This window comes from Paenibacillus sp. MDV22-iso6 (assembly GCF_058408365.1).
Genome location: NZ_JBZVDZ010000001.1, coordinates 484,587 through 498,244 on the forward strand (window position 1 = coordinate 484,587; position 13,658 = coordinate 498,244).

The 13,658-nt window shown below is 45.7% G+C and carries 12 protein-coding genes; all 12 read left to right on the forward strand.

The genetic code is table 11. The features are described from left to right. Positions 1–12: 12 nt before the first annotated feature. The 12 genes from AC4PM4_RS02085 (at position 13) to AC4PM4_RS02140 (ending at position 13,333) form a co-directional block, all read left to right on the forward strand. A complete protein-coding gene (locus tag AC4PM4_RS02085; RefSeq protein ID WP_400344559.1) occupies positions 13–1,104 on the forward strand; it encodes a Gfo/Idh/MocA family protein in 1,092 nt (363 codons plus the stop codon). A 290-nt stretch (positions 1,105–1,394) separates the two neighbouring features. Further along, positions 1,395–2,144, forward strand: a complete 750-nt coding sequence (locus AC4PM4_RS02090; protein WP_079694345.1) for a FadR/GntR family transcriptional regulator — start codon at positions 1,395–1,397, stop codon at positions 2,142–2,144. Beyond that, positions 2,144–3,337, forward strand: coding sequence for a M20 metallopeptidase family protein (locus AC4PM4_RS02095; RefSeq protein WP_491612607.1), 1,194 nt, complete (start codon positions 2,144–2,146; stop codon positions 3,335–3,337). The genes AC4PM4_RS02090 and AC4PM4_RS02095 overlap by 1 nt, the downstream gene beginning before the upstream one ends. Positions 3,338–3,351: 14 nt before the next feature. Further along, positions 3,352–4,911, forward strand: a complete 1,560-nt coding sequence (locus AC4PM4_RS02100) for an ABC transporter substrate-binding protein (protein WP_491612608.1) — start codon at positions 3,352–3,354, stop codon at positions 4,909–4,911. 99 nt (positions 4,912–5,010) lie between these two features. Next, positions 5,011–5,928: an ABC transporter permease gene (locus tag AC4PM4_RS02105; RefSeq protein ID WP_063565206.1), complete on the forward strand. Its 918-nt coding sequence runs from the start codon at positions 5,011–5,013 to the stop codon at positions 5,926–5,928. Between the two features lie 39 nt (positions 5,929–5,967). Beyond that, positions 5,968–6,873, forward strand: a complete 906-nt coding sequence (locus AC4PM4_RS02110) for an ABC transporter permease (protein WP_491613057.1) — start codon at positions 5,968–5,970, stop codon at positions 6,871–6,873. Positions 6,874–6,899: 26 nt separating this feature from the next. After that, positions 6,900–8,957, forward strand: coding sequence for a prolyl oligopeptidase family serine peptidase (locus tag AC4PM4_RS02115; protein ID WP_491612609.1), 2,058 nt, complete (start codon positions 6,900–6,902; stop codon positions 8,955–8,957). Further along, positions 8,954–9,424, forward strand: a complete 471-nt coding sequence (locus AC4PM4_RS02120; protein WP_063565204.1) for a hypothetical protein — start codon at positions 8,954–8,956, stop codon at positions 9,422–9,424. Before AC4PM4_RS02115 ends, AC4PM4_RS02120 begins: the two co-directional genes overlap by 4 nt. Positions 9,425–9,613: 189 nt before the next feature. Next, entirely contained in the window at positions 9,614–10,219 is a 606-nt protein-coding gene (locus AC4PM4_RS02125) for a pentapeptide repeat-containing protein (RefSeq protein WP_063565203.1), read from the forward strand. A 194-nt stretch (positions 10,220–10,413) separates the two neighbouring features. Next, entirely contained in the window at positions 10,414–10,797 is a 384-nt protein-coding gene (locus AC4PM4_RS02130) for a hypothetical protein (protein ID WP_072732710.1), read from the forward strand. 156 nt (positions 10,798–10,953) lie between these two features. Then, a complete protein-coding gene (locus AC4PM4_RS02135) occupies positions 10,954–11,349 on the forward strand; it encodes a VOC family protein (protein WP_063565201.1) in 396 nt (131 codons plus the stop codon). 283 nt (positions 11,350–11,632) lie between these two features. After that, positions 11,633–13,333 carry an NAD-dependent malic enzyme gene (locus AC4PM4_RS02140; RefSeq protein WP_063565200.1) on the forward strand — a complete coding sequence of 567 codons (1,701 nt, stop codon included), beginning with the start codon at positions 11,633–11,635 and terminating at the stop codon, positions 13,331–13,333. The last annotated feature ends 325 nt before the right edge of the window (positions 13,334–13,658 follow it).

The window sequence follows — 13,658 nt, forward strand, 5'->3', positions numbered from 1 at the left end:
GGGTGATTAGATATGAGTAAAACGTATCGTGTAGGGATTATTGGCTGTGGCGGGATTGCAAACGGCAAACATCTGCCAAGTTTGAGCAAGCTTGATAATGTAGAACTGGTTGCTTTCTGTGATATCGTTCAGGAACGTGCAGAAGAAGCCAAAGAAAAGTATGGTAGTTCCGAAGCACAGGTATACTCGGATTATCAAGAATTACTTCAGGATGAAACGATTGATATTGTTCATGTTCTTACGCCAAATATCTCTCACGCAGAGATTTCTATTGCTGCACTTGAAGCCGGAAAACACGTCATGTGTGAAAAACCAATGGCCAAGACATCTGCTGAAGCGCAAAAAATGCTTGAAGCAGCCGAGCGTACTGGTAAAAAACTGACCATCGGATACAATAACCGTTTCAGAGAAGACAGCTTGTACTTGAAGCAGCTGTGTGAAGCTGGCGAACTGGGTTCGATTTACTTTGCCAAAGCACATGCGATCAGAAGAAGAGCAGTACCTACTTGGGGTGTTTTCCTTGATGAGGAGAAGCAAGGCGGCGGACCGTTGATTGACATCGGTACACACGCACTTGACCTGACACTGTGGATGATGGATAACTATCAACCAAAAGTTGTTCTGGGCACAACTCATCACGAGCTTTCACAAAGAGAAAATGCAGCGAATGCATGGGGCCCATGGGACCCGAAAAAATTCTCCGTTGAAGATTCCGCTTTCGGTATGATCGTAATGGAGAATGGCGCGACGATCATGCTGGAATCCAGCTGGGCGCTCAATTCACTGGATGTGGATGAAGCGAAATGCAGCTTGAGCGGAAGCGAAGCGGGCGCGGATATGAAGAATGGCCTGCGCATCAATGGAGAGAAATTCAGCCGTTTGTACACCAACGAAATTGAACTGAGTGCAGGCGGGGTCGCTTTCTACGATGGAAAAAGTGAAAGTGCACCGGATGTAGAGATGAGAAAATGGATTGAAGCGATCGATAAAGATCTGGAGCCGGTTGTAACTCCTAAACAGGCTTTGGTGGTTTCACAGATCCTGGAGGCACTCTATGAGTCCGCTCGTACAGGTAAAGCCGTTTACATGAACGAATCCAATTAAGCCTAAAATACATTCCAGAAACCTTTATCCTCATCAGGAGGATAAAGGTTTTTGTTCTTTTATACGCTATCCATTTGTCTATACCGTGCCTTACTTCTGTACGTATATAGAGAGAATAATCCAAATTAAAAAGATGTGTCTGTCTAATGCAGATGCATCTTTTTTTATTTGGAAAACGGGTCGAGTTGAAAACTATTTTTAAATATATTCAAAAAAGTATTGCATATCTGTTTAGTCGGAATTATATTAATGGTATAAGGTCTAGACCATTTACAGATCGGAGTGTTTGCATGTCCAGTACGTTTTCATTTCGTTTTGAAAAAGTATCTACCAAAAAGGTCAGTGAATTTATTAGAGAACAACTGGAAGAAGCCATCATACTCAAAGAATTAATGAGTGAAGAACAGCTTCCTTCGGAACGAGAACTGGCCGAGATTTTTAATGCAAGTCGCATTACGGTACGTGAGGCTTTATCTACATTGGAAGACAAAGGTCTGATAGAGAAGCGCGTGGGGGCTAAGGGTGGAACGTTTGTCTTGCCTCTGACAGCCAATTCTCATAAACGCACAAGAGAAGAAATTAAACGGGATTGGGAACAGATGCTGAAAGTGTTTGAATACCGGACCATTATTGAGCCGGAAGCGGCTTTTCTGGCTGCTGAGCGGATTACCGCAGGCGAGCTGGAGCTGCTGGAAGCTTATATGGAGCAAAGCATTGAACCTCATTGTACAAGGGAATGGTTCCGGGCTCTGGATGTGAAGTTCCATCTAACCATTGCCAAGGCATCCGGGAATCCATACTGCGAGGCGGCCGTGAGACAGATCCGAACAAAAATTAATCCGGCATTGGACCTAATGCCATATGATGACCGAATCCGCTCCGTCAATCATGGGATACATATGGAGATTCTTGAAGCACTGAAAGCACATGACAGCATCAAGTCCCGGGAGACCATGAAAAGACACATTGAATTCTCGGCTGATGCGATCTATGCCCGACTGGTATCAGAATCGGATGACAAAGAAGGGAATGAGAACTAATGGACCAATCACAACTATATAAACATGCACAAGCATTGCAGCCCAAACTTTTTGCCTGGCGGAGAGATTTCCATCGCCATCCGGAAATCGGCTATGAAGAATTCAGAACGTCAGAGATCGTAGCCAAACACTTGGAAAGTCTGGGTCTTGAAGTGACGCGCAATGTCGGAAAAACCGGAGTTGTAGGCTTGCTGAGGGGAGAGACAGAGGGCCCCACTTTTGCACTTCGGGCAGATATGGACGCATTGCCTATACAAGATCAGAAGTCGGCTGAGTACAGTTCGCAAGTAGAAGGTAAGGCGCATCTGTGCGGGCATGATGCACATACAACCATTCTGATGGGAGCGGCGGAGCTGCTAACGAGCCTCGGCCGACCGAAAGCGGGTAACATCAAATTTGTGTTCCAGCCTGCGGAGGAAGGATTGGCAGGTGCACGTGCCATGATTCAGGATGGGGTACTGGAGAATCCGAAAGTGGACGCGATTGCAGGATTGCATATGACTCCGGGACAAGATACGGGTACCGTCGGGGTAAGCAAAGGTGTGGCGTTTGCCTCGGCAGATCGTCTGGTGATTCGGGTACTTGGCAAGGGTGGACATGCTGCGAGGCCGCATGAAGGTATCGATGCCATTGCCGTATCTGCTCAGGTCATCACTGCACTACAGAACCTGGCTAGTCGTATGGTAGACCCGCTGGAGCCGGTTGTGGTAACGATCGGTAAAATAACTGGAGGCTACATGGGAACCGCCATTGCACCGGAGGTTGAGATGATCGGCACGGTTCGAACACTCTCCCCTGCCATTCGTGAACGCATGCCAGCCTTGATTGAACAGGTCGTAAGTGGTGTGTGCAGTTCGTTCGGGGCGGGCCATGAAGTCATCTATGGTGATGGCTACCCCGTTGTGGTTAACGATCTGGGCATGGTGGACCTGCTTGCGGAGACCGTTGATGGACTCGAATGGGCGAAGGGATGGAGTAGTATTCCGCCATCTACGGGTGGCGAAGATTTCGCATTCTATTGTGAACAGATTCCGGGTGTTTTCTTCCGATTGGGTTCAGGGAACGAGGAAGAGCGAACCCGTTACCCGCTTCACCATCCGATGTTCGATCTGGATGAGACGGTCATGCCTTATGGTGTAGGCATGCTGTCCGCCGTAGCGCTTGAATATTTGGCAAGACATACAACTTCTTAGGGGGAGCATGGAAAATGAAAAAAAGACAATGGACTAGCATGTGGATCACATTATTGGCTGTAGTACTGGTACTGAGCGCTTGCGGTGGTAAGAGTACGGATAGCAATTCGGCATCCAGTGAATCTGGCAGCGGTACTGTTGCCAGCACTACACTTACAATCGCAGCTGCTACGGATATTGAGAGCTTTGACCCGCACAACAACAATAATACATCCAGTGAAGCAGTACTGGTCAACGTATATGATTATCTGATCAAAAATGATAGTGAACAGAAGAAGGTTCCAGGTCTCGCGACTTCATGGGAGCAAGTGAATGACACCACATGGCGCTTTAAGCTCCGTGAAGGCGTGACCTTCCATAACGGTGATCCATTCACATCAGCAGATGTGAAGTATACACTGGAGCGCGTAGCTAAAGACAGCACACTGAAACAAAACAGCTACTTCAAAAACATTGTTGAAGTGAAAGCGATCGATGAACATACGGTAGATATTATTACAGACGGACCAGATCCGTTGCTGCTTAACCGTCTGTCCAAAATGGGGGCAGGCATCTTGCCAGCAAAATATATTAAGGACAATGGGTTCGATAAATTCCTGAAACAACCGGTTGGCACAGGTACATACAAATTCAGCAAATGGACAAAAGATGATCGCGTTGAAGTGGTGAAAAATGAAAATTACTTCGATGGTGAACCGAAATGGAATGAGGTTGTATTCCGTGTCATCCCGGAAGCTTCCACACGTGTATCGGAACTGCTGGCTGGTGGTGTTGATATCGCAGCATCCATACCGTCGACAGATATTGCTCGCATTGAAGGCGAAGCAGACAAAAAGATCGTCAAAGCACCGATTCAGCGTGTACTTCAGTTGATTTTCCGCCAAACAGAGGGCAGCGTCACAGCTGATCCGAAGGTTCGGGAGGCCATTGATCTGGCGATTGACAAGCAGGGCATTGTAGACAGCATTGCCGGAGGTGCAGGTATTGTGACTCGCACATCCGTAACGCCTGGCAACTTTGGGGCAGATCCTTCGTTGTACAAAACATCGCTTTATGATCAAGAGAAGGCGAAGCAACTGTTGCAGGAAGCAGGTTATGCAGAAGGTGAAGCGGAGATGACCATCTCGGTATCCTCTCAATACAAAGAGCCTGCCGAAGTCGTGGCAGCGATGCTGGAGCAAGTGGGCTTCAAAATTAACCTGGACGTGCTGGAACCAAGTGCTTTCAGTGAACGTTACAGTTCCAAGTCATTCAAGGAAATCTTCATGATCGGAATTGGTAATTCCCTCTTTGATGCTTCAAATAACTACAATCGTTACATGTTGGAAGAGGCCAAAGGTGAGTCGGACTATAACAATCCGGAAGTGGAGAAATTGCTCCAGTCTGCGCTGATCAACATGGACCCGGCTACCAGGGAGAAAGAGTACCAGCAAGTACAGCAAATTCTTGCTGAAGATCGCCCAGCTGTGTATCTGTACCAGATGGAAGGGGTTTATGGTACCGATAGCCGTGTGAACTTCAAGCCGCGTAGTGATGAAATGTTCTATGCTGACGAGATTACACCTGCACAGTAACTTCAGACAGAACAACCTGTTATGACAAGGATAAGCCGAGAACGGCAGGGACTGCACCACGTTCCTGTCGTTCTTTTTTAAAAGGAGGTGGACAGAGAAATGGGCAAATATGTACTGAAGTCACTACTGCAGGTTATACCGGTTCTGTTCATTGTTTCGTTAATCGTATTTATATTGGTCCGCGTCACGGGTGATCCGGTAGCTCTGATGCTGCCCGAAACAGCTACTGCAGAAGACCGCGCTGTATTAACGCAGGCACTCGGACTGGACCAGCCGTTATACACGCAGTATATGAAGTTCCTTGGCAGCGCCTTGCAGGGAGACTTTGGTCAATCCTTCCGTTATGGAGAACCGGCTTTACAGCTTGTACTGGAACGATTGCCGGCCAGCTTTGAACTGGCTGTTGCAGCGATGTTTTTTGCCATTGTTATGGCTGTACCGCTTGGAGTTGCCTCAGCAGTCAAACGTAATACGTTTACCGATCTGATCATCTCTGGGATATCGGTCATTGGTAAAGCTATGCCAAACTTTTGGATGGGTATCATGCTCATTTTGTTATTTTCCGTGATGTGGGGAGTTTTACCTGTATCCGGCCGCGGCGGAGTATCACATCTGATATTGCCAGCCTTTACGCTAGGGGTAGGGCTTGCTGCACAAATGACTCGTCTGATTCGCTCCAGCATGCTGGAAATTCTGAGTCAGGATTACATCCGTACAGCACGGAGCAAGGGGCTTGGCCGGATGGTCGTGATTGGCAAACATGCGTTTCGCAACGGATTGATTCCGGTCGTGACGATTATGAGTTTGCAGTTCACAAGCTTAATTGGTGGAACATTGATTACGGAGACGGTATTCTCCTGGCCCGGGCTAGGTCAGTTGCTGGTTGTTGCAGTCAACACCCATGACATGGCGATTGTACAGGCCGCCGTTTTTGTCATTGCGTTTATCGTCGTTGTAACCAATATTTTGACAGATGTGGCCTACCGGCTGCTTGATCCACGCATTAAATACGATTAGAAGGAGGTGCAATCGATGACAGGCAGCAATGAAATGCCAATGCCGGGTGCAGAACAGGAACAAGAGAATGTACGTACACCAACAGGACTTCGCTATATCTGGAGACAACTGATCATCAGCAAGACCGGAATATTTGGCGCTGTGCTCGTATTGTTGGTTGTGTTAATCGCCATATGTGCACCTCTGTTAACGGGTCATGATCTTGGTGCAGTGAATCCTCTCAATCGTCTTAAACCGCCAGCTTGGCTTGATGGGGGAACGGCTGAATACTGGCTGGGTACGGATAATCTGGGCAGGGACATGTGGAGCCGAATCGTATATGGTGCGCGGGTTTCATTAATTGTAGGTATGGGAGCAGTCATCGTGTCCGGAATCATTGGTGCTATTCTTGGTCTCTTGTCCGGATTTTACGGAAAATGGCTGGATGCGGTTATTATGCGCGTGGGTGATGCATTCATGGCTATCCCTACGATTCTGTTTATGCTCGTTGTGATGGCTATTGTAGGACCAGGGATTACGACGCTGATTTTGGTTATCGGTGTGACGAACTGGGTGCCTTTCACCCGTGTGGTCCGCAGTGAAGTGTTGAGTATCAAGGAACGGGACTTTGTACACGCTGCCAGATCAATCGGTGCCAAGAATGGGAGATTGATTCTAAAACATATTCTGCCGAATATTTTATCTTCCTTTATCGTGATCTGCGGTATGAATGTTGGGACCACGATTATTATGGAAGCTTCGCTCAGTTTCCTGGGCCTGGGCATTAAACCACCTGACATTTCCTGGGGAGGCATGCTCAGTGATGGAAGACAATATGTTGCAACAAGCTGGTGGGTGGCAACTTTCCCTGGACTAGCAATTACGCTGACGGTTCTTGGTGTCATTTTCCTGGGAGATTGGCTGCGCGATGTACTTGATCCACGTACGGATACAAACAAGAAATAAGATGAACGGAGAAGGGAGCCATGCACATGAACAAAAGACCGATCTTGCCAGAGGACTTAGTTCAATACCGCTGGGTTAGCCAGCCTGTAATTAATCCAGATGGTCAAGTGGCGTACGTTGAACAGACGATTGATGAGCAGAAAAATGAATATAACACGCAAATTCGTGGCATTTCACTTGATGGTAGTGGGGACAGGCCACTTACAGACGGCGTAAAGGATTCATCTCCTTCCTGGTCACCAGATGGAACACAGCTCGCTTTTTTACGATTGGAAAGTGGGGGGAAAGGGTTATGGACCCTTGCGTCAGGTGATACAAAGGCTATAAATCTCATCTCGCCTGAGCGCAAGCTTTTACAATTTGTCTGGTCCCCGGATGGGCAATATATTGCATTTACAAGCAAAGTTGTGGAAGGCAAAGATGAAGCGATAACTGACAAAACATCAAAGACAGAAAAACCATCAAAGACAAACGAATCACCTAAAGTTAAAGTAACTCCCCTGAGAGGCAAGGTCTTTGAGCGCACGACACCCAAGGCAGAAGGCTCCGGCTGGTGGGATGGTCTGTATAGCCATCTGTTTGTATATGAGATCGGAAATGGAACCATTACACAGGTAACAACCGGATCATGGAATGTTGCTGCTCCGGTATGGTCGCCAGACGGTCAGGCTATTTCCTTTATTTCCAAGCAGGTACAGGATGAGGGGCTGGATGCCGATCTGTTGTACTTTGCGGATGTACATACCGTGAATCTGGCAAGCGGTGAGCAGCGCAGAGTAACGGATTCCAGTCTTCAGGTGAGCCAGTTCGCATATTCACCCGACGGAGAGCAACTGATTCTAATCGCCAGCGACCGAGAGTACGGAAGTGGCAGTCACAACAGACTATATGAAGTGCCGAGTAGTGGAGGTATTCCAAAGCAGCTGGCACCTGATGTTGATTTGCAGTTGGGGAACGCAGCACTTGGGGACATGAAATCGGCAAGCCCATCTCCGTCGCCACTGATGGATGACCATCATGCGCAACGTAAGGCATATGTACTGGGTACACAGGGTGGAAATGTGGACGTGTATCAAATCACCGAGGATGGGTATTGCCAAGCCGTGACAGGAAGCGGGGAGAAGGATGTATACCAATATACCCTGTCACCTGATGGTAAGACGCTGGTCATTGGCGTATTAACTGAGGATCACCCTGGAGAATTGTACCGTGTGGATGTTAACAGTGGTGACATGTTCAGACTCACCCGGCGAAACGATGAATTTTTGGCAGGTTTGGAAGTCAATGTACCTGAGCGTGTCGAGTTTACATCGTCGGACGGATGGCCCATTCAAGGTTGGTTGATGAAGCCGGTTATGCAGAAATCGGACACGAAAGTGCCGATGATATTACAGATTCATGGTGGACCGCACGCCATGTATACAGGCATCTTCAGCCACGAAATGCAGACACTTGCTGCACAGGGATATGCCGTTCTATGGGTAAATCCCCGGGGAAGTATGGGATACGGGCAGGAATTCGCCAGAGCTTGCCGAGGAGATTTTGCCGGGGGAGACTGTCGTGATCTGCTTGAGGCGGTGGACTATGCACTGGCAACATATGATTTTCTGGATGAAACACGTCTTGGTATTGGTGGAGGCAGTTACGGAGGCGTCATGACTAACTGGATCGTAGCTCATACCCATCGATTTAAGGCAGCAGTAACGCAGCGTTGTATATCCAATTGGTTGTCTCTGTATGGAACCAGTGATATTGGAATCTCCTATGTGGAGGGGGTAATTGGCGGCAATCCGACAGAACATGCAGACATGTTATGGGCCCGTTCTCCCCTTGCTCATGCGCACAAGATTGAAACGCCACTTCTGATTATGCATGGAGAGCAGGATTATCGTACACCGATCGCACAGGCGGAGGAGTTATATACTACGTTAAAACGATATGGAAAAACGACCAAACTGATTCGATATCCAGGCTCCAATCACACGTTGCTCAAAAGCGGAAAACCCTCGCTGCGCGTGGATAGCTTTGAACAGGTCAATGCCTGGTTTAATCAATATCTCAAAGATGGAGAGGGCGGAGCATGAGCCGTGTTCAGTTATCCATTCCTGTAGCTCTGCTAGTCGAAAATGTTCTGACGAGCGGTGAACCGAGCGAATTAATCATTGATCGTTTACAGAGAAAAGAGTTCTCTTCGTTGTTATCCAAGATCAAGGAACCAACGATGGATCTGGTGGAGAGACTGGACACAGCAGCTGAAGTGGGAGACAACTGGGAAGAGGCCATACGCAGCAGGGTTTATGAATTCAAATTTTTGCATATTAACGCCCTGAAAAGACTGCTCTATTTCCGGTTCGATCTCAAGGCAGATCAGGATTATATCCAGGAAGATCTGACACTGAAAGATATTCATTTGACCTTGCAAGAGACCGAGTTGCTGCAATTGTTAGTTGGCAGACAGTGGATTGTGCAAGAAGAACAAGGTAAAGACCAGAGAGACAAGGACAGAGACACATCGTTAAGTATCCCTGTTCATATCCGATTAAAGTACTAGCTAAACACATTTATGGAGCCAAAAGCCGCGATTTTCGCGGTTTTTTTATTTGAAGCAGCTCCGTTTTCTATAAAAAAGTGACTTGACTTTTGCAGACGTTTAAGCAGGTACTTGACATCCGTATGGTATATTATAAAAAGCTCTTTTAATGGTGAACACATGATAATCATACAAGATGGGGTGTACGTGATGTATCAATATAAGGATCAGGAATATGAAGCTGTACATTTTGAAGGACGCGACTTGCGTTATGGAGAACTAATCAGCTGTGTTTTCAAACAGTGTACCTTTATGAACGCTTCGATGGAAGAAATCGAGACAAGCAACTGCCGTTTTATCGAATGTGACTTTAAAGGTGCTTCCATGAATGGCTCCATCCATAGAGAATCGGCGTTTGAAAACTGCTTATTTGGTGGTGCTAATCTATTTGCTTCCAAATTCACCTCCTGCAAGATGACGGGATCGGACTTTTCCGGTGCACAAATGGATGGTATTACACTAAGTCAGGGTGATTGGTCTTATACGAATCTGAGACATACCCGGTTGGGCAAACAGGATTTGCGAGGAATTCGTTTCTTTGAAGCCGACTTTACGGACACGGATTTTACCAAAGCGGATCTGAGAGACTGTGATCTCACAAGAGCAGTTTTAAGCAGAGCCAAGCTGCAAGGGGCCGATCTTAGAGGCGCTAATCTGGAAGGAATCGATCTGAAATCATTGGATATTAAAGGCGTACGTTTGGATCGCGAACAAGCCGTTCTGTTTGTACGATCTTATGGTGCGAAAGTAGATTAATTTGAACATATACTGCTACAGTTCCTGCTAGTAATATAGAAAATTCAAAACTTTAAAAACGTCATAAACTGTATGAAGCCACCAAAAAGGTGGCTTTTTTGGCATGAATGATTTCCATTTAAAACAAATTTTGAAGGAATAAGAGATATAACCAAGGAATAGTAAACATAAGTTTCAAATAAAAGGAGGCCATTATGACGACTGCATTAATTACTATTGTTGCTGTTATTGGTTTTGGGATTATAACAGGCACAATCACTATGGTTATGATATTTAAACTGCTTCGTAACAATAAACACAAACAGCATTTTCGAAAAAGCATTTTAACGGAGGGAATACCCGCAGAGGCGGTTATTCATGATATTACACAAACTTCATCCAGTATGGATGGAAGGCCGGGAGTGCGACTGGATTTGACCGTAACCCAAGTTGACGGCCGTACCTTTCCCACGATTGTAGAGACATATATCCCGGTTACACATATTCCCCAATTTCAGAAAGGAAATGTCATTCACGTAAGATACATTGTAAACGGAAATGAACGAAAGGTTGAGGTAGAGGATGCCTATGTTCCGTGAATTTGACTGTTGAACGCAGCAAGGGGGGACATATTACATAAAATGGTTCAGGTTCTACATTGACTAGAGATATGAATTGATTTAGAATCAATTTATCTTGATAATCTAGATACTTTATTTTCGAGATAAATTGATAGAAGAATCGAGGCAGTTCATATGAAAATTAATCACTTAAACTTAACGGTAACTGACGTTATTGAGGTTCAACATTTTCTCGAAACATATTTTGGATTAACCTGTTACGTCAATGCAGGTAAAGCATTTGCGGCTATGACCGACGACGATGGATTTTTATTAAACTTAATGTATGGCAAGGATATCAAATATCCAGAAACTTTCCATGTAGGGTTCCCACAAGACAGTAAGGAAGAGGTGGATAACTTGAACCAACGTCTCAAGAACGATGGAATTCAGGTAGAAAGCCCGGCTATTGTTCATGGTTCCTACACCTTTTATCTTCAGGCGCCAGGTGGAATCACACTTGAAGCATACTGTCTCATCGAAGGGGAAGATCCAACCAAAGGACCTCGTCCATCATTTGGAAAACTATAAAAATGAATTCCATTGAAGCCACGAAATTTCGTGGCTTTTTTTGTATTCTACGATAATCTGATTATAAAATGAATTTGTTGAAAAATGACAAAGTGATAAATTTTATTTATCGAAATGAAATTGAATTTCATTCATGAAAGTTTCATGAGTTCGTTTACATACCATAGAAAATATTTTATAATTGTCATCGGAAGAACAATAACTAACTAAAAGTTATTAAGTGTTAAAAATATATTAAAAAGACGTAACGTCAAGAGACATCATGAAAGAAGGCAATCAGTAAATGAACTCATTTTTTGTAGATTCCAATGGAAACTTAAAAACCTCTTTGAAAGGTAAGGATGTTCTGTCCAATCCCATGTTGAACAAGGGTACTGCCTTTAACGAAGAAGAAAGAAGAGAGCTTAACCTGAATGGCATCTTGCCACCGATGGTTTTAAATATTGAAGAACAAGTGACTCGAGTATATCAGCAATTGCAGAATGAATCGGATAATTTGCGGAAAAGCATCATGCTTAGTGATTTGTTCAACCGAAATATTGTACTATTCTACCGTCTAATGAAGGATCACCTTAGTGAAATGCTGCCGATTGTGTACACACCTACGGTCGGACAAGCTATTCAGGAATATAGCCATCAGTACCACAGACCGGGTGGTCTATATTTATCCATTAATGATATGGACGGGCTGGAGGAAGCTTTCCGCAACAGTGGATTACAAGCTGGAGATGTGGATTTGATTGTGGTGACCGACTCGGAAAGTATTCTGGGCATCGGAGACTGGGGCGTTGGCGGCATTAAAATTGCCATTGGTAAACTCGCGGTATACACAGCAGCCGTAGGCGTTGATCCAAGCCGCGTATTACCTGTTGTGCTGGACGTCGGAACCAATAATCCCAAATTGCTGAATGATCCATTGTATGTGGGCAACCGTCATGAACGGATTCGCGGGGAAAAATATGATCAATTTATCGAAGCCTTTGTGAAAGAAACAACAAAGTGGTTCCCGGATATCCTGCTTCACTGGGAAGACCTGGGCAGCGTGAATGCCAGAAATATTATACAGAAATACGGGGAAGAACTGCTTACGTTTAATGATGATATTCAGGGAACGGGTGCGGTTACACTTGCGGCGATTATGTCCGGAGTTCAAGTGACGGGTGTGCCTCTTCGTGAGCATCGTATCCTTGTATTTGGTCCAGGGGCCGCTGGTATTGGTAACGCGGATCAGATTCTTGACGCCATGATGGAAGAAGGACTTGAGAGGGAGGAAGCGGAGAACCGGTTCTGGGCTTTCGATTACCGTGGAATCCTTACTGATGAGACGGAAGGCCTATTTGAATTCCAGAAACCATATGTGCGCAAAGCTGCGGAAGTGGAAGATTGGGCATTGAATGAGCAAGGGCAGGTCAGCTTGCTGGAAGCTGTGAAACAGATCAAACCAACGATTCTGATCGGCACTTCTGGTGTAACAGGTGCCTTTAATGAACAAGTTATCAAAGAAATGGCGAAGCATGTGGAACGTCCAATCATTATGCCAATGTCCAACCCGACCTCACTTGCCGAAGCAGCACCAAGAAGTCTGATTGAATGGACGGATGGCAAAGCATTGATTGCAACAGGCAGTCCATTTGAATCTGTCATGTTTAATGACACTTTATATGAAATTGGTCAATCCAATAATGCTTTTGTGTTCCCTGGTTTGGGCCTGGGAGCGATTGTTGCAAAAGCATCAAAGTTCACCAAAAACATGTTCACCGCAGCTGCAGTAGCCGTAGCTAATTCGGTAGACTCCTCTGCTCCAGGTGCTCCACTTCTGCCAAGAGTGAAAGAGCTGCATGCTGTTTCGTACAAAGTTGCAGTGGCAGTCGCTAAGGCGGCAGTGGAAGATGGCGTTGCGCGTGTAGAGCTGAAAGACGTTGAAGAGGCGGTAAAAGCTGCCATGTGGCATCCAGTGTACAAACCGCTGTATGCGGCCGTTTAATAATTGAAATAAATTGAATACAGCGCATGGTGACTATAAATCCATGAGGGTCGGGTGTAAGATGGAGTTTAAAAGGATCGACATGATTTCTCGCCTTGACCCATGGCTGTATTCCATGTTAAGTTTCTGATATTAAATTGTGGAGCTTTTAAAGGGGGATAGAGCGATGACTGAATTAGAGGTTGTAGATGTTTATGTGAACCTGTCAACGAACATGAACACTGACATGGTTCACAACATAACTAATCAGAATCCGGCACTTTATCCTCCTATGCATAGATCATCTTGGCGTTAAATTTTTGGACGCCAGGTTTCTTTATCGTAT